Here is a 17,643-nt window from a genome sequence, read left to right as displayed (position 1 = left end):
AAGGGTGACTGCGATCCCGCGCCCCAATGCGGGGCCACACCCGCCTGCCGCCACCACGTGACAAAAGTGTTACTTGTCTTCTCTCCGCGCTTGATGCCATAATTGAGTCACCAGACGCAGGTGCTTGTGCCCTGCGCCACATTCACCCGCACCCTCCCATAGCTCCTCGCTGGGGTGGTCGTAAGGCAGATTATGAGCGCGGTTGCACAGAATCCCGAGGCGCATGCCGAGGCCACAGCCGAACGCAGCGCCCCACAGGCGAAGCTACGCTATTTCCCCTTTCTTGAAGGCATGCGCGCGCTAGCCGCGCTGGTGGTGGTGTTCAACCACATCTACGCCGAGGTCTTCCCGCCCGAACAGGGCCGCACGCCATCGGGGCTGCTGGGCCTCTCCAGCTACTTCATGGTGCTGGGGCACCTGGCGGTCACGGTGTTCATCGTCATCTCGGGGTTCTGCCTGGCCATCCCGGTGGTGAACAACGGCGGCGCGATGGTAGGCGGGTTCCAGCGCTTCATCAAGCGCAGGGCGCGGCGCATCCTGCCGCCCTACTATATCGCGCTCACGCTTAGCCTGGGTCTGGCGCTCACCATCCTGAGCAGGCCCATGGGCACCCACTGGGACACCGCGCTCGATTTCCGCCCGCAGGATGTGCTGGCTCACTACCTGATGCTCCAGAACATCTTTGGCACTGGCCGGATCAACTATGTGTTCTGGTCGATCGCGACCGAGTGGTGGCTCTACTTCACCTTCCCGCTCATTCTGCTGCTGTTTCGACGCATCGGGCCGATGCGGACGGCGGCGCTGGCAATATGCGTGGGCTACGCCGCCCAGCTGCTGCTGCTCGACTCGCGGGTGGGGCGGGCCAACCTGCACTTCTTTGGCTTCTTCGCGCTGGGCATGTGCTGCGCGTTTGTGGCGCAGCGCTACCCAAACCAGCTCGCCGAGCGCTGGCGGCCATGGCTGCTGGCGGCGCTGGCTATGGCGGTAGCGGTGATCATCGAGCTGATGGCGCTGTGGGGCTGGGAAAACGCCTCGGCGCAGTTTATCTACTACGATCTGCCCACAGCCGTGGCCACCGTCGCGACCATCCTGCTGGCCAGCATGCCGGCCAGCCGCCTGGGGCGGACGCTGGGCGCACGCCCGCTGGTGGCAGTCGGCGGGTTCTCCTACAGCCTGTACCTGATGCACGTGCCCTTTATCGTACTGTTCTTGCAGTACATCGTGATACCGCTGGGCATCCAGGGCGATGCGGCCTTTGTGCTGACCAGCACCGTGGGGCTGGCCTGCGTGGTGGCCCTGGCCTATGGCTTCTACCGCGCTGCCGAGCGCCCCTTCCTCAACACCAGGCGCAGCTCGGCAGAAGGGGTTGGGAGTGACCTACCGGGCAGGTAGGACTAATAGATAGTTGCCAAAACAGACGAGAGATCGTACTATACAAGGCGGCTGGAAAGGCCTCCAGCCTCTTCATTACATTGCATTTAAGAGGGTGTCATGTCGCTGATTGCAGGAAATCTTGGAGTGGTCGCACGCCTTCTGGACGGACAGCAGATGCCCTGGGCCGTTTGCGCTGGGGCAGCGGCACACCTCTACGGCGATCGACGGCCCATCCAAGATGTCGACCTGATCGTGATCTCCGGCCAGCTGCCCACCGTGGTGAAGCTGCTCCAGCAGCAGCAGAAGGCGGTGCAGTTCGATGGCCAGCGTATCCTGTGGCGCGGCATTAAGGTGTTCGACGATCTCGCGATCCGCAAGGCGATCACCCACCCTTTCCAGCTGGATGAGCTGGCGATCTCGAAGCTGCGCCGCATGCCGCTGCTGGGCGCGCCTGTGGCGGTGCTCGCGCCCGAGGATGTGCTGATGCACAAGGTCATCCTGAACCGTGGGCAGGAGCAGGGCAAGCACGACATGGCCGATGCGCGCGGGGTCATCCGCCGCCAGCAGCTCGACCTCGACTACCTGCGCACGCGCATGGAGCGGATGAATGCGAGCAGCTTTGCGCCCGCGCTGGCCGAGCTGGGCGTGAACGTGTAAGATCGCGCTTTTTTGAATAGAGGGCGCGGCGCTTTGAACAAGCGCCGCGCCCTTTTTGCATGTGGAACTGAATAGCGGGGAGCGACGTCACTCTACACAGCACCCGAAAGAGAAGGAGTCGCTCAATGAATCGTCGCACTGTTGCCACTGTCGCGGCGGTTGTTCTGGTTGCCGTCATCGCTGGTAGCTTTGTGGCGCTACGGAGGCCAGCTATGCCAACCCCTGAGCAGCCAACCGATACACCGCAGGCCACGAACCTCACCCTGCCGACGCCCGCCGCGGCAGCCCCCACGGTCGTACAGCGCTCGCCAGCGCAGGGCGAGGCGCTGCAGCCCGACGGCGCGGTGATGCTCACCTTCGACCGCCCGATGGAGCGAAGCTCGGTGGAGGCGGCGCTGAAGATCGTGCCTGCGGTGGCGGGCAAGGCCACCTGGCCCGACGCGCGCACAGTGGTGTTCCAGCCCGCCCAGCCGCTGCCGCGCGGCGCTTCGTACCGGGTGGCGCTGGGGGCCGAGGCGCGCGGCCAGGATGGCACCGCGCTGGCCGACCCCGTGCGGTTCCAGTTCGACACCAGCGGCTACCTAGAGGTGGGGCAGGTCATCCCCGCCGATGGGACGGCAGATGCGGCGACAACCAGCGCGATCACAGTGGTGTTCACCCGCCCGGTGGTGCCGCTGACCCTGGCCGAGCAGCAGGGCAGCCTGGCGCAGCCGCTGAGCTTCGACCCGCCGATCGCGGGCAGCGGGCGCTGGGTGAACACGGCGATCTACACCTTTACGCCCAGCCAGCCGCTGCGCAGCGGGGCCAGCTACACCGCGCGTGTGGCCCCCGACCTGAAGGATGCGCTGGGCAACCCCATGAACGGCGCGTTCTCGTGGTCGTTCTCCACCGCCCGTCCACAGGTACTCACCATTTCTCCACAGCAGGATGCAAGCGGCGTCTCGGTGGAGCCGAGCATCCAGGTGCAGTTCAGCGGCCCAGTCGAGAGCGGAATCCAGCAGGCGCTGGTGCTGCGCGGCCCCGATGGCGGCGCGGTGCCCTTCCGCTCGCGCTACCTGACCGACACGGTGGTGCTAACCCCAGAGCAGCGGCTGGCGTTTGACACAAGCTATCAGGTCTTCATACCCGCTGGCGCAGCAGCAAGCGCTGGTGGCGCTGGGCTGAATCAGGATTTTGTCAGCACTTTCCGCACCGCGCCGCTGCCCAAGATCATCGGCACCACGCCCGTCGATGGCGCGCAGAACGTCTCGGCCTGGAGCGACTTCGCCATTCTGTTCAACGCGCCTATCGACCCCGACACGGTGATGCCGCACCTGCAGTTCACCCCACAGATCTCGGCCACGCAGGTGTACACCTACTTCGATACCGGCAACAACGCCTTTCACATCGGGCTTGGGCAGATGCCATCCACCGATGTGACGGTGCAGATCAGCCCAGGGATCAGCGACCCATTTGGCAACACCATCGACCAGAGCCTGACGGTGCGCTTCCGCACCGCGCCGCTGCCCGCCAGCATCTACGCGCTCGACCCCACGGTCTCCACGCTCACACCCAGCACCCGGGCGCAGATCCGGCTGCAGGCCACCAACACCAGCACCGTAGACCTAGCGCTCTTCCGTCTGAGCCAGGATGTGCTGAAAGAGCAGCTCTACACGCTCTACAGCGACATCCCCAGCGGAGCGCAGCAGATCCGCAGCTGGCAGGCCCAGCTCAATGCTCCAGCAGACATCCCAACGATGAATGCAGTCGATCTGGTGGAGCAGGGCGGCACGCTTGAGCCGGGCATCTACCTCGTGCAGATCAAATCGCCCGCCAACTCGGCGGCCAATATCGTCTTTATTGTCTCGCCGATCAACCTGACGGTGAAGGCCAGCCAGGAAGGCGCGCTGGTGTGGGCCAACCAGGTGCAGGGCGGCGCGCCGGTGGCCAATCTGGCGGTGGACATTTACCAGGAAGGCCAGCCCGCGCAGCTGCTGGGCAGCCTGACCACCGGCGCAGATGGCGTGGGCCAGCTGGCGCTGAGCCGCAGCGACGACACCAGCCTGATCGCCATCGCCAAAGCGCCGTTTGCCGCAATGGGCAACAGCTGGTCCGAGGCAGTGAGCCGCTGGGAGTTCCAGCCAGGCGGCCAGGACTTCAGCCCAGGGGCGTACGCCTATGTCTACACCGACAGGCCGATCTACCGGCCAGGGCAGCAGGTTCACTTCAAGGGCCTGGTGCGCGACCAGCGCGATGCGAGCTTCAGCATGCCCAAGCAGGCCAGCGCAACCGTCACGGTCAGCTCGCCCACGGGCGAGAGCATCTTCACCAAAGATGTGCAGCTGAGCGCCACGGGCACGTTCACCGGCGAGCTGGCGCTGGGCGCGAGCGCGGCGCTGGGCAGCTACCAGATCGGCGTGCAGATCGGCGACCGTGGCTTCTCGTACGCATTTGAGGTGGCCGCCTACCGCGCGCCCGAGTTCGAGGTGGCGGTGACACCTGGCAAGGCCGAGGCGTTCCGCGGCGAGACCACCAGCGCCAATGTGGCCGCGACCTACCTGTTCGGCGGGCCGGTGGCGGGCGCGCAGGTTTCGTGGAATGTGCTGGCCGAACCGTACCAATTCGCACCCGACTGGGCCAGCCGCTATCAGTTTGGCGACGAGCAGACCGGCGGTGTGTTCTGCTTCGACTGCTGGTGGCGACCGATGCCGCAGCCCGAGCCGATCCTCAGCGGCAGCGGCACCACCGACTCGCAGGGCAAGCTGCATATCGAGGTGCCCGCGAGCGCGCTCGACACTTGGGCCAAAAACCGCACCACCAACGGCTCGCTGGGCGACTCGAAGCTCAGCGCCAAGCTGACGATCGAGGCCGTGGCGACCGGGCGCGACAACCAGGCTATCGCCGGGCGGGGCGAGGTGGTGGTGCACACCGCCGATGTGTATGTGGGGCTGGCCGCGCAGAACTACCTTGGCCAGGCGGGCAAGCCGCAGAGCATTGATCTGGTGGCCGCCAGCAGCGGCGGCACCGCCCGGCCCAACCAGGCCATCGCGCTGGATTTCCAGCGGGTGACCTGGGAAAACCGCGAGGTGAACGACGCACAAGGGCGACGCTGGGAGTCGATCGAGAAGGTCGAGCCTGCTGGCAGCCAAAATGTGACGACCGACGGCAGCGGGCAGGCCACCGCCACATTCACCCCGGCCAGCGGCGGCTCGTACCGCGTGGTGGCGCGGGCCAGCGATGCGGGCGGGCGCGAGACGCGCAGCGTGCTGAGCATCTGGGTGGCCGACAGCAGCTACATCCCGTGGATGCGCGGCAGCAGCGAGCGGATCACGCTGGTGTCTGATAAAACCAGCTACGCGCCAGGTGAGACCGCCAGCGTGCTCATCCCCTCGCCATTCCAGGGCCAGCACTGGGCGCTGATCACGGTGGAGCGCGCGGGCGTGCGCAGCTACGAGGTGCGGAAGGTTGAGAGCAACAGCATCATCTACCAGCTGCCGATCAGCGCCGAGATGGCCCCGAACATCTATATCGCGGTCACACTGTTCAAGGGCGGCGAAGCAGACCAGCTGGCCGATATCAAGTTTGGCGTGCTGCCGATCACGGTCTCGACCGCCCAGCAGACGCTGGGCATCCAGGTGGTGCCCAGCGCGCCCCAGTCCGAGCCGGGCGCTGCGGTGGGCTACGACGTGAGCGTAACCAACGCGGCGGGGCAGGGCGTGGCCGCCGAGCTATCGCTCGATCTGGTCGATAAGGGCGTGCTGAGCCTCGCGCCGCGCCGCGCGAACGACATTGGCGAGACGCTCTACGCCAAGCGCGGGCTGGGCGTCTCCACCGCCAGCGCGCTCTCGCTCTCGTCGGAGCGGCTGTGGCAGCAGGTTGCCCGGCCAGGCAATCTGGCCCAAGGCAGCGGCCCTGTGGGCGACCTAGCCGGGGGGGCAGCGCCAACCGCAGCGGCAGCAGCACCCATGGCCGAATCGGCGGACGCTGCCAAGGGCCGATCCCAGGCACCGCAGGCCGCCGCGCCGACCGTGCGCGAGAACTTCGCCGACACCGCCTACTGGAACGGCGTGGTGACGACCGACGCCCAGGGCAAGGCCCACATCGAGCTGAAGCTGCCCGACAACCTGACCACATGGGTAATGCGCGGCGTCGGCATCACATCCGACAGCAAGGTGGGCGAGGGCATATCGAACATCGTCGCCACCAAGAGCCTGCTCATCCGCCCGGTGACGCCGCGCTTCTTCACGGTGGGCGACCGCGCGCAGCTGGCGGCCAACATCAGCAACAACACCGACGCGCCGCTGGATGCTACGGTCGGGATCAGCGCGACAGGCCTAACGTTCACCGATGAGCTAACCAAAACCGTGCAGGTGCCCGCGCGCGGCGAGGCCCAGGTGACATGGCTGGCCAGCGCGCAGGATGCCGCTGGGGCTGACCTGACCTTCCGCGCCGTGGCTGGGCAGTACAGCGACGCCAGCAAGCCGCCGCTGGCCAGCGCCAACGGCGGGCTGCTGCCGATCTACCGCTACAGCGCGCCCGAGATGGCGGTGACCGGCGGGCAGATCAGCCAGGCCGGATCACGCGGCGAGGCCATCGCCCTGCCGCCCAATATCGACGCCAGCCAAGGCGAGCTGACCGTGCGGATCGACCCGTCGCTGGCGGCGGGCATGCGCGACAGCCTCACCTACCTGGAGCACTACGAGTACGAGTGCGCCGAGCAGACCGTCTCGCGCTTCCTGCCCAACGTGCTCACCGCGCAGGCCCTGAAGGAACTGGGCATCCCCAACGCCGAGCTAGAGGCTCGGCTGCCCGCGCTGGTGGCCGATGGTGTGGATCGCCTAACCACCCAACAGAACAGCGACGGCGGCTGGGGCTGGTGGCCGCAGGGCCAGAGCAACGCCCACATCAGCGCCTACGTGGTGCTGGGCCTAGCCAAGGCCCGCGCCGCTGGCTACGCCGTGCCCGACGAGCTGCTGGGCCGTGGGCAGGACTACCTAGCGGGCCAGCTCAAAGCCACATCCAACGACCAGGAGCGGCTCGCGCTGAGCGAGGCCGACGCCAACCAGCAGTCGTTCCTGCTATTCGCGCTGGCCGAGAGCGGCAAAGGCGACCGCGCCAAGGCGGGCGAGCTGGCCCAGGTGCGCGAGAAGCTGGCCACCTACGCCCGATCGCTGCTGGCCATGGCGCTGCGCTCCAGCGGCGCGAGCGCCGACGACGCCCAGATCAAGGCGCTGCTGGCCGACCTGAACACCAGCGCGATCATGAGCGCCACCGGAGCGCACTGGGAGGAGGAAAACCGCGACTGGTGGAGCATGAACACCGACACGCGCAGCACCGCGATCACGCTTGAGGCGCTGACACGGCTCGCGCCGAGCAGCCAGATCAACGCCCAGGTGGTGCGCTGGCTGATGGTGGCGCGCAAGGGCGGCATCTGGCAGACCACCCAAGAGAACGCGTGGTCGCTGATGGCGCTGACCAGCTGGATGCGGCAGACCGGCGAGCTGAAGAGCGAGTACGACTACGGCGTGCAGCTCAACGGCAAGCCGATCGCATCGGGGCGCATCACGCCCGAGCAGGTGAGCACACCTGTGGTGACGCAGGTGCAGGTGGCCGACCTACTGCGCGACGCCAGCAACCAGCTGCTGATCGGGCGGGGCGATGGGCAGGGCCAGCTGTACTACAGCGCGCAGCTGCGGGCCTTCCTGCCCGTGGCCGAGATCAAGGCGCTCGACCGGGGCATCAGCGTGCAGCGGCGCTATACCCTGGCCAGCTGCACCCCTGGCGAGCAGCCCTGCCCCGAGGTGCGCGAGGTGAAGGCGGGCGATGTGGTGCGGGTCGAGCTTTCGGTGGTGGCAGCGAGCGACCTGCACTACCTGGCGATTGAGGATCCGCTGCCTGCGGGCTTCGAGGCTATCGACCCGAACCTGGCCACCACCAGCGTGCTGGCCGAGGGGCCGAGCACCGGCGGGCCGGAGATCATCCCGCTGGATGATGCCGTGGGCGTGGTCGCGCCCACAGCCAAGCGATTCATCCTGCCGTGGGAGCGCTGGTATGCCCGCACCGAGCTGCGCGACGAGAAGGTGGCGCTGTTCAGCGACTACCTGGGCAAGGGTGCGTACACCTTCAGCTATACCATCCGGGCCACGCAGGCGGGCGAGTACCGCGCCATCCCAACGACGGCCTACGAGATGTACTTCCCCGATGTGTACGGGCGCGCCGACGGCGCGGTGCTGACCGTGAAGTAGCCCCATCCGCGCCTATTGTCGCAAGCCACAGGGCCTGGGGTGCGACCCCAGGCCCTGTCTGCGCTCCCGCTACTTGTCGCCCGAACCTGGCTCGGCCAGCTTGCGGTGCTGCTCGGCGTTCACCGTCTCGGGCAGCACCCTGCTGACTGCGCCCATGGCCTTGGTCTTGAGCGAACCGGCGATCACATGATCTTTCCCGGCCATCAGCGCCTCGAAGCCCTGCCGGGCCACATCCGCCGGATCGTCTTTATGGCCAGTTGCAGCGCGGGTATCATCCATCTCGGCGCGGCTGAAGAAATTGGTATCGGTCGGCCCAGGCTGAAGCGCGGTGATCGTCACGCCGGTATCCTTCAGCTCGTTGCGGATGGCCTCGGCGAAGGACTGGATGAACGCCTTGGATGCCGCGTACACCGCCTCAAATGCGCCCGGCATCAGGGCAGCGATCGAGGAGGTGAACAGCACCCGCCCGCTGCCGCGCTGGACCATGTCGGGCAGCACACGTTTGGCGAGGTGCACGGTGGAGACCACGTTGAGATTGATCATCTCGATCTCATCCTGCAGGCTGGTCTGCCGCGTGAAATCGCCGCCGACGCCCACCCCGGCGTTAATCGCGATCGCATCGATGGGCCGCGCGATCTCGATAATGCGCCCATACAGCGCCTCCACACCGTCGTAGGTGGCCAGATTGGCCTGCACCGTCTGAATCTGCGCGCCGAGCTGGGCAAGCGAGTGCGCGGCCTCCTCGATCGCAGGCCCGCCCGATGTGATCAGCAGATCGTACCCATGCTCGGCAAACTGCCGAGCTAGCTCGTAGCCGATGCCGCTGGAGGCACCAGTCACCACCGCAAAAGGTTTTGCCGTATCCACGCTGTCGACCCTTTCTCTCCCGCGCTGCGGCGGGGTAGAAGCGATATGTTGCTAGAGCCTGCTATGCAACATAGGGGCCAGAAAGCGTGCGGGTATAGCCATAAAACAAAGAAAAAGCAGGAGCGCGGCGGCTCCTGCTCTAAGTCTCTAGATCTGGTGTGTGCTAGGGGCGTGCCAGCCCCTGCACCGTCGTCACCACATCCTGGAACGCGCTGGGGTAGAAGCCGTAGATCAGCAGCCCTAGCACCACGATCAGGGTCAGCAGGCCCACCAGCAGCGTGCTTGGGCCGCGCCGCTGCGGCGTGGCGGGCGGCGTGGCGCGGCTGGGCTGGCTCTGGGCCACCTTGGCCGGGGTGGGCTTGGGCGTGGTGCTCTTGGCGCGCTGCTTGGGCGCGGTGGCCGGTGCCGAGGTGGAGACCACCACCGGCGGCGTCGATTTGGCCGCCGTGCCCGCTGCGCGGGGCGCCGCCGCAGGCGCCGGGGCCGCCGCCGAGCCAGCCGCAGGCGTCACGCGGCGCTGCGGGGTGGTGTCGCTGCGCTTGGGCGCGGCGCGCGGTCGCGGCGCTGGCTGCTCCTCCTGCTTGGTGTTGCGCACGGCGGGCCAGGCATCGCCCAGCGCCTTGGCCAGCGCACCCGCGCTGGGGTGGCGCTTCTTCGGCTCCTTCTCCAGGGCGCGCAGCACCAGCGCATCCACCGCCTTGGGCAGGTCGGGGCGGATGCTGCTGGGCTTGGGCGGGTCGTCGTAGAGGTGCTTGAGGATGATGCCCATCGGCGTGGTGTCCTCGAAGGGCAGCCTGCCGGTGAGCAGCTCGAACAGCACCACGCCCAGCGCATAGACATCGCAGGCCAGCGTGAGCGAGGCGCTGCCCACCGCCTGCTCGGGCGCGAGGTAGGCCGGAGTGCCCATCACCACGCCGGGGCCGGTCATGGTGCGCTTGGCGTCGGACTCGGTGCGTGCGATGCCAAAATCGGTGAGCACCAGCTGGCCGCTGGCATTGGCGATCACGTTGGATGGCTTCACATCGCGGTGGATAACGCCCTGCGAGTGGGCGAAGTCGAGGGCGGAGGCCAGCTGGGAGATGGTGGCGTGGATGCGGTCGGGGGCCATGCGGCGGCGGGCGTCGCGCATCTTGCGCTGCAGCGTCGCGCCTGTCAGCAGCTCCTGCACCATGTAGACCATGTCCTTCTCTTCGCCAAACTGGTAGATCTGGACAATATTGGGGTGCCGGAGCTTGGCGACCACGCGCGCCTCGCGCTGGAAGCGGGCCACAAAATCGGGCGACTCGCCTGCGGTGCCGATCACCTTGATCGCCACCTCGCGATCAAGCGCGGGATCGTAGCCCTTGTAGACGCTGGCCATCCCGCCCGTGCCGAGCAGATCGCGGACTTCAAAGCCGCCGATCTTGCGGCCAGTGAGCATTTGGTTCATATGTTGTGGGTTGGTAGCGGCGCGGGCCTGCGGTTCCTGCCAGGCGCGCCGACGCACGAAAAGACGCTATTTCTGCGATAGCACCCGGTGGATGCGGGTGACAAGCTCATTGACCGATGTGGCGTAGGCCTCTAGGTAGTCCGAGGCGATGGCCTGGGCTAGCTCGGGCCGACTGTGCCGTGCCAGCACAGCCACATGTGGGCGGAAGTCGCGCAGGGTCACGGTCATCCTGCCGCTGGCATCGGTCATGATACCCCAGACAAGCAGCTTCGTCGAGCCATCGTCGCGGGCGCTGGAGAAGCGCACGATCGAGGACTCGGGGGCCACGCGCCCCACGTTTGAGAAGACCTCGCGGCCTTTAAGGATCTCGTTTAGAATGCCGACCTTCTGCGGGATCATATCGACCAGGTTCTGCAGCGAGCCGGGCAGGTGGCCCATCAGCTTCAGCGCCGCCGCGCTAAAGCTCTCGCCGCGCATGGTCACCTGCTTGAGCGCCCGCAGCAGCTCGGCGAAGACCTGCAGCTCTTTATACAGCTCCTTGCGCTCGGCATCAAATGCGCGGGACACGCCAGCGTCGCCGCTGCGGCGCAGGGCCCGCACATAGTTCTCGCAGCGCTCCAGCCGAGGGATGAGGTTGGGCAGCGGGTTGCGGAAGGTGGCCGGGTAGAGCCGCAGGCGCGGGTCGGCGTTGCTGGCATCCATGGGGATGAGCAGCGATGGGTTGTGGATGCGCTGCTCCTCAAGCCAGCGCACGATCTGCTCGCTCAGCGCCGCACCGTTGGGGAGCGAGACCATGGCCTCGAAGGCCTGCTCGGCGCGCGGCCCAGGCGCGTAGTTGGCCGCGTGCACAAAGCGCCCCAGCAGCAGCAGGTCGTTCACCGTCAGGGGCAGCTGGATGCCGGCCAGCTTGCGGCGCAGCTTGCCGATCGCGTCTACATCGATGGCGGTGGTCTCGGCGGCACACTCGATCGGCTGGTCGTTGGCATCGCTCGCGGCGGCGGCGCGCACGTTCATAGCGGCCAGCAGCTTGAGCGGCGCGGGCGGCTCGGCCTTGCTGGCGCGGGTGGCGCTGACCTCGGGGTAGAAGCCAGCGGCGTAGCCGGTGATGATCTCGGTGAGCGCCATGCCCCAGACCGCATCGCAGAAGATATGCGACATATCGAAGACCATGCTGCGGTCGGTGCGGATCATGGTGAGCGCGTGGTCGCCGGTGCCGCGACGCGCGCGGCGCACCTCGGGCAGCGGCGTGGCGCTGGGGTGCTCATCCCAGTTGATGATGATCGGCGCATACTGCAGCGACACCAGCTCGGACTTGGTGGCGTCCGAGAGCATGGCGCGCAGCTCGGGCTGGCGGGCGCGGGGCGACTCGACCAGCAGCATGTCGGTGTCGCTGGGGGCGCTGTGGTCGCGCGCGGCCTGGCGGATGATCGCCGCAACCTGGGCCTTGACCTGGCCCACCGAGGGCGGGCGCAGCCGCCCGATCAGCCGCCCCTCGACCTTCACGCGCCCGGCGTGGTCGATGTCGACCACGTGGCCGTAGCGGTCGCGCAGGGTGCTGTCGTCGGCGCGCTTCAGCACCAGCGGCGTGCCCTCGCCCCCGCCATCCAGCGGGAAGACCAGCAGCGTGCCGTCGGCGTCGTAGGCGCAGGCGTCGATCAGGTGGTAGCGCCCGCCCACCACTAGGGCGATCTTGACCATGTGCAGCGGCAGGGTGGCGCGATACTCGCGGTGCTGCTCGGGCTGCAGAGTCATGGTCATGGCCAGCTGCCTGCGGTAGCGCGGCAGATCCTCGGCGCGGCGGTCGGCGAAGCGCGACTCGATCTGGGCGCGCAGGTCGGCGGGGGCGCGGCGCAGGTGCTTCTGCACATACTGCTGGAACTGGGCGCGGCGGTAGCGGGCGAAGCTCTGCTCGCGCTCGCCTGCCGGGATGCGGTAGGGCCGCTCGTCGAGCCAGCCGCGCTCGAAGCCCTGTAGGTGGTAGTCGGCGCGCATGCGCTCGACGCGCTCGGCGATCAGCTGCTCGCGGTCGGCGGCGCGGCGCGGCAGCTTCTTGCCCAGCTGGGCGGCGGCGTACTCGGGCAGCACCGCATCGATCACGCGCGGCATGACCTTCTCGTCCCACTCGCTGGCCAGCAGCTCGTCGTAGCTGTGCAGCATCTCCATGGCGGCCAGCACCCAGCTGGCGGCGGCGTCGATCTCGCTGGCGGCGGGCGCGGCGCGCTGGAAGCCGACCGACTCGACGCAGTGGCGGGCGGCATCCTCGCGCAGGCCGAACTCGGTGTAGAACTGCCAGAGGCCGTCGGGGAAGGCGCTCTCAACATCCTTGCCCGAGAGCGACAGCAGCTTCTGGTAGCCGTAGAGGATGGTGGCGGGGGCGGCAAGCAGCGCGCCATAGATGCCGATCTGGGCGCTGCCGCGGAAGAGTACACGAAGATCGGCGGCAACTTTGTCTTGTCGCAGCGTGCGGTCTTCCAGCTGGAGCAGGCCCTGAAGCAAAAAGGCTGGGAGGTTGGAGGCCGGGAAGATCTCGGCTACCTCCTGCTTCAGCGCGCGCACTTGAGTGATTCCAAGGCGTGTTACTGACACAAGGCTTGTATCATCAATAGTATCAAGCGCCTGGCGTGTCTCGTGGACAGCGCGAGCGTGCGCCACATCACGTGATGCAACTTTTGTCATAATGCTGTATGGGGTATCGTGCCCGCGCCACAGAAAGCTACGACGCATTATAGCATAGCCCCTTTGCGCCCAACGTGATGATTCTGTGATATGTGGGATACAAACCTGTTGAGATGGGCTGGGTCGCACCCAGCGATATCTTGTATAATACCGCTGCCAGCCGATCATATACCCTCGATCTCCGCTTCCTAGCGCCCATTGCGAGGTTAGAGAATACAGCATGATGTCGCACCACCGCCCGCTTCTCGTCGCACTGACCATGCTCGCCCTGTCGGGCTGCACCGCCGCCGAGACGCCGCCCAGCGCCGAGACGATCACCGCCCAGCAGCCCTTCACGCTGCACGGCAGCTTCCACTACACCAACGGCATCTTCCTCACCTACTACCAGCGCCACGCCGTGGCCCTGGTGGATCTGCACGGCCTGGCCAGCCACAACCCGGCGTGGCGGGTGCCGCCCGAGTCGCTGCAGTTCGGGCGGCTGGAGATCGACCGCGAGCAGCGCGAGGCCACCTACCAGATCGATCTGCCGCTGCGCCCCGATGGCGAGAGCAACGACCTGGACGGCGACGGCAAGGGCGGGGTGAAGCTGTACACCGTGGCCTACTGGTCCGACCCGTTCCACGACGACGACACCATCCACGGCTGGCCCACCTACATCACCTCGCTCCAGCTGACATCGGGCCAGGGCGACGTGGTGAAGGGCGGCAAACTGGTGGCGTGGGCGCCCGACGCCAGCCAGCAGATCCCCAGCGACTTCGGCGGCGACGGCCTGCTGTTCACCAAAGATGACCCGCTGCAGCCGCTGCCTGCGGGCTACTCGGTGATCGACCTGAGCACACGGCCGTTTGGCATCAGCCGCGACACCGAGGGCCTGGTCGACCTCTACGAGGGCCAGAACCAGGGCACCCAGGATCTCTCGGCGCTCTCGTACCGCAAGGCCTTCGAGCGGCTGTTCGTCGAGGCCCGCCAGCGCTATGCCTTCAACGAGGTGGCCGGCAAAGAGCCGGACTGGGATGCGCTGTTCCGCTCGATCGCGCCCATGGTGATCGAGGCCCAGCAGAAAAAAGACCCCGCCCTGTTCTTCGCAGCCATCCGCGCCTTCGCCAACGGCATCCCCGACGGCCACACCGCCGTGAGCGGCGGTAGCCTAGAGGACGACCTGAACGACAAAAACTACGGCGGCGGCTACGGGCTGGCCATCCGCGAGACCGACGACGGGGCGTTTGTGGTGGTCTACGTGAAGGAGGACGGCCCCGCCGACAAGGCCGGGATCAAGCGCGGCGCGACGCTTGATCGCTACGACGCCAAGCCGGTAGAGGACAGGCTGAAGACCATCAGCCCGCCCACCGGCCCCTTTTCCACCCAGGATGCCCTGCGCTACGACCAAGTGCGCTACCTGCTGCGCGGGCCTGTGGGCGCGACCGCCCAGCTGACCTACACCAACCCCGACGAGAGCGCGGCGAAGACCACCCTGCTCACGGCGGTGGATGAGTACAGCAGCCTGAGCTACACCTCGATCTACCGCGGCAGCGACCCGACCGCGCCGCCGGTGGAGTACTGGATCTTGGAGTCGGGCCTGGGCTATGTGCGCGTCAACTCCAATGATGACGACATCGACCTGATCGACGAGCTGTTCGAGCGGGCGCTCAAGTCATTTGAGTATAATGAGGTGCCCGGGATCGTGATCGACATGCGCCAGAACAGCGGCGGCACCAACCTCGATCTGGCGGGCTATCTCAGCAAAGAAAGCATCCCGCTGGCCGGGCTGGTCTACTTCAACCCGATCACCGGCCACTTCGAGGATGGCGAGGGCGACCTGTACATCGAAGAGGTGCAGCCCAGCGAGCAGCAGTACCACTTCGACCACATCGCGCTGCTGGTGGGGCCAGCCTGCTTCAGCGCCTGCGAGCTGGAGGCCTATGGATTCAGCAAGCTGCCGGGCGCGCAGGTGGTGGGCTACGGCCCCACCGCCGGGGTCGAGGCCGAGGTCTCCGAGGGCAGCTTCAAGCTGCCCGACGACATCTACCTGCAGATCCCGACCGGGCGCTTCGTGAACGCCGACGGCACGCTGTTCCTTGAGGGCGCTGGCGTGAAGCCCACAATCGTGGTGCCGCAGAACCGCGACACGCTGCTCTCGGATGATGACGAGGTGCTGAAGGCCGCCGAGGATGCCCTGCTTGATGCGAGCAACACAACGGACAAATAACCCATGACCACGACACAACCCCCGGCCCCCAGCCCCGCCAGGGTCTGGCTGATGGCCGCCCGACCCGCCACCCTGCCCGCCGCAGCCGCGCCGGTGCTGGTGGGCACCGCCGCCGCAGCCGCCGTCGGCAGCTTCCGACCGCTGCCCGCCCTGGCCGCGCTGCTGGGCGCGCTGCTCATCCAGATCGGCACCAACTACGCCAACGACTACTTCGACTTCAAGAAGGGCGCGGACACCGCCGAGCGCATCGGGCCGACGCGCGCCACCCAGAGCGGGCTGCTGAGGCCCGAGACGGTGCGCAACGGCATGATCGCCACCTTCGCCCTGGCCGCGCTGGTGGGCCTCTACCTGGTGGCGGTGGGCGGCTGGCCCATCCTGGTGGTGGGCGTGCTCTCGATCGCGGCGGGCGTGCTGTACACCGGCGGGCCGTGGCCGCTGGGCTACAACGGCCTGGGCGATGTGTTCAGCTTCGTGTTCTTCGGGCTGGTAGCGGTGTGCGGCACGGCCTACGTGCAGGCGGGCGCGGTGCCGCCGCTGGCCATCCTGGCCTCGCTGCCGATCGCCGCGCTGGTCACGGCCATCCTGGTGGTGAACAACCTGCGCGACGTGGCCACCGACCGCGTGGCGGGCAAGCGCACCCTGGCGGTGATCTTCGGCCCCGGCTTCGCCCGCGCCGAGTACGCCGCGCTGGTGGTCGCGCCCTACCTGCTGCTGCCGGTGATCTGGCTGGCGGGCAGCGCGACGCCCTGGGTGCTGCTGCCGCTGCTCACCGCACCGCTGGCCGTGCGCCTGGTGCGCACCATGCTCAGCGAGTCCGGCCCCACGCTCAACCGCGCCCTGAAGGGTACCGGCCAGCTTGAGCTGCTGTTCGGCCTGCTGTTGGCGCTAGGCCTGGTGCTGTAGGAGAAACGCGCATGGCCGAAGATTTCACGCTGAGCGTCGCCTACTGGCCGCGCCGCACCGCCTACCGCTGGTGGGCCATGTTCGACCGCGGCGAGCTGCGCGAGGATATGCAGCAGCTGGCCGCGCTGGGCTTCCGCGAGGTGCGGATCGCGCTGGGGTGGGAGGACGTGCAGCCAGCGCCGCAGAAGGTGAGCGCCGCCGTGCTGGACCGCTTCGAGCAGGCCCTGGAGGAGATCGGCGGCTGCGGGCTGCGCGCGCATGTGACGCTGCTGCCCGCCGCGCTGGGCGGGGCGCTGGCCGCGCCGCGCTGGGTGGCCCACCCCGACCTGCTGCCCGACCTGCTGCGCTTCGGGCCGGGGCACAGCGCCGCCCAGGTGGCCCGCGCCATCCCCGTGCTCTACGAGGGCGCGGTGCGCAGCGGCAGCCCCCACGACATGTTCCGCGACACCGGCATGATCGCCGCGCAGTGCTACCTAGTGCGCGAGGTGCTGGGCTACTTCGGGCCGCACCCGGCGGCGGCGCGCTGGCAGATCGGCGAGGGGCTGGAGCGCCTGCACCCGCCCGAGCACGCGGCGGCGGTGGCCGAGTGGCTGCGCACCATGGACGAGCAGGCCCGCAGCGCCTACGCCAAGGCCGCGCTGGTGGGGGCCATCGCGCCCCAGGCCCTGCTGGGCCAGGCCGGGCCGCGCCCCGACCAGGTGGCCTCGGCCTTCGACATGGCCGCCATCACGCTGGATGAGCCGCTGCCGCTTGAGGGCTTCCGGCTGAGCAGCCGCGACGCGCTAACCTTCCTGCACGCCCTGGCCAGCGCCCTGGCCGACCGACCGCTGGCCGCGCTGGGCCTAGGCCAGCCCACCACGGCGGTCGGCCAGCCCGCCATGGTGGCCGACACGCTCTATGGCCGGTCCACCACCACCGCGCTGGCCACCCACGACCAGCAGGCCGAGCTGCTGGCCGCCATGGTGGCGCGGCTGCGCGGCATGGGCGCGCCGCTCGTCGCCCTGGCCGACGCCAGCGACTACCCCAGCGCCCACTGGGCCACGCCCCCGCTCGACCGCAGCCTGCGCGCCCGCGCCCTGGGCCTGATCGACGCCGCCGGGCGCGAGAAGCCCGCCGCCGCCGCCGTGCGCGAGGCCGCCCTGGCCGCGCCCACCGCCGACCCCGGCCTGCCCGAGCCGATCGACATCGAGCGCTACTGGCACGACCCCGCACACGAGTGCGCCCGCCTCTGGCGCGACTTTCAGCAGGCCCGCCGCTAGGGGCCGCTTTACCACCAAGACGCCAAGACACCAAGATTCAAAAGAATC

General features: G+C 67.9%; 9 protein-coding genes. 6 read left to right on the top strand and 3 right to left on the bottom strand.

Annotated features, from left to right (window positions below; translation table 11 throughout):
- Positions 1 to 192 precede the first annotated feature (192 nt).
- From F8S13_03910 to F8S13_03900, 3 genes are all read left to right on the top strand, one after another.
- A complete protein-coding gene (locus tag F8S13_03910) occupies positions 193 to 1,392 on the top strand; it encodes an acyltransferase (GenBank protein ID KAB8144988.1) in 1,200 nt (399 codons plus the stop codon).
- Positions 1,393 to 1,491: 99 nt separating this feature from the next.
- Positions 1,492 to 2,031 (top strand): nucleotidyltransferase family protein, encoded by a 540-nt coding sequence (locus F8S13_03905; protein ID KAB8144987.1) that lies wholly within the window; start codon positions 1,492 to 1,494, stop codon positions 2,029 to 2,031.
- 125 nt (positions 2,032 to 2,156) lie between these two features.
- Positions 2,157 to 8,255, top strand: a complete 6,099-nt coding sequence (locus tag F8S13_03900) for an alpha-2-macroglobulin (GenBank protein KAB8144986.1) — start codon at positions 2,157 to 2,159, stop codon at positions 8,253 to 8,255.
- A 69-nt stretch (positions 8,256 to 8,324) separates the two neighbouring features.
- Here the strand turns inward: F8S13_03900 and F8S13_03895 are convergent, their stop codons facing one another.
- The 3 genes from F8S13_03895 to F8S13_03885 form a co-directional block, all read right to left on the bottom strand.
- A complete protein-coding gene (locus F8S13_03895; GenBank protein KAB8144985.1) occupies positions 8,325 to 9,122 on the bottom strand; it encodes an SDR family NAD(P)-dependent oxidoreductase in 798 nt (265 codons plus the stop codon).
- A gap of 163 nt (positions 9,123 to 9,285) precedes the next feature.
- A complete protein-coding gene (locus F8S13_03890; GenBank protein KAB8144984.1) occupies positions 9,286 to 10,551 on the bottom strand; it encodes a protein kinase in 1,266 nt (421 codons plus the stop codon).
- Between the two features lie 66 nt (positions 10,552 to 10,617).
- Positions 10,618 to 13,137, bottom strand: coding sequence for a hypothetical protein (locus F8S13_03885; protein ID KAB8144983.1), 2,520 nt, complete (start codon positions 13,135 to 13,137; stop codon positions 10,618 to 10,620).
- 310 nt (positions 13,138 to 13,447) lie between these two features.
- On the opposite strand from F8S13_03885, the gene F8S13_03880 reads away from it, so the two are divergent.
- Genes F8S13_03880 through F8S13_03870 form a run of 3 tightly spaced genes read left to right on the top strand, consistent with a single transcriptional unit; the run spans position 13,448 to position 17,595 of the window.
- Positions 13,448 to 15,433 (top strand): peptidase S41, encoded by a 1,986-nt coding sequence (locus tag F8S13_03880; GenBank protein KAB8144982.1) that lies wholly within the window; start codon positions 13,448 to 13,450, stop codon positions 15,431 to 15,433.
- Positions 15,434 to 15,436: 3 nt separating this feature from the next.
- A complete protein-coding gene (locus F8S13_03875; protein ID KAB8144981.1) occupies positions 15,437 to 16,336 on the top strand; it encodes a 1,4-dihydroxy-2-naphthoate polyprenyltransferase in 900 nt (299 codons plus the stop codon).
- A gap of 11 nt (positions 16,337 to 16,347) precedes the next feature.
- The gene (locus F8S13_03870; GenBank protein KAB8144980.1) at positions 16,348 to 17,595 is read left to right on the top strand and encodes a hypothetical protein; all 1,248 of its coding nucleotides are present in this window, start codon (positions 16,348 to 16,350) and stop codon (positions 17,593 to 17,595) included.
- Positions 17,596 to 17,643 lie beyond the last annotated feature (48 nt).

This window comes from Chloroflexia bacterium SDU3-3 (assembly GCA_009268125.1).
Taxonomy (GTDB): Bacteria; Chloroflexota; Chloroflexia; order Chloroflexales; family Roseiflexaceae; genus SDU3-3.
The sequence above is the reverse complement of the archived record's forward strand: the minus strand, read 5'-3'. Positions and strand labels throughout refer to the sequence as shown.

What these genes read in the sequence shown, in the direction of transcription:
- F8S13_03890 (KAB8144984.1), bottom strand. Translation starts at nt 10,551, where the DNA reads ATGAACCAAATGCTCACTGGCCGCAAGATCGGCGGCTTTGAAGTCCGC.
- F8S13_03905 (KAB8144987.1), top strand. Translation starts at nt 1,492, where the DNA reads ATGTCGCTGATTGCAGGAAATCTTGGAGTGGTCGCACGCCTTCTGGAC.
- F8S13_03875 (KAB8144981.1), top strand. Translation starts at nt 15,437, where the DNA reads ATGACCACGACACAACCCCCGGCCCCCAGCCCCGCCAGGGTCTGGCTG.
- F8S13_03870 (KAB8144980.1), top strand. Translation starts at nt 16,348, where the DNA reads ATGGCCGAAGATTTCACGCTGAGCGTCGCCTACTGGCCGCGCCGCACC.
- F8S13_03900 (KAB8144986.1), top strand. Translation starts at nt 2,157, where the DNA reads ATGAATCGTCGCACTGTTGCCACTGTCGCGGCGGTTGTTCTGGTTGCC.
- F8S13_03910 (KAB8144988.1), top strand. Translation starts at nt 193, where the DNA reads ATGAGCGCGGTTGCACAGAATCCCGAGGCGCATGCCGAGGCCACAGCC.
- F8S13_03880 (KAB8144982.1), top strand. Translation starts at nt 13,448, where the DNA reads ATGATGTCGCACCACCGCCCGCTTCTCGTCGCACTGACCATGCTCGCC.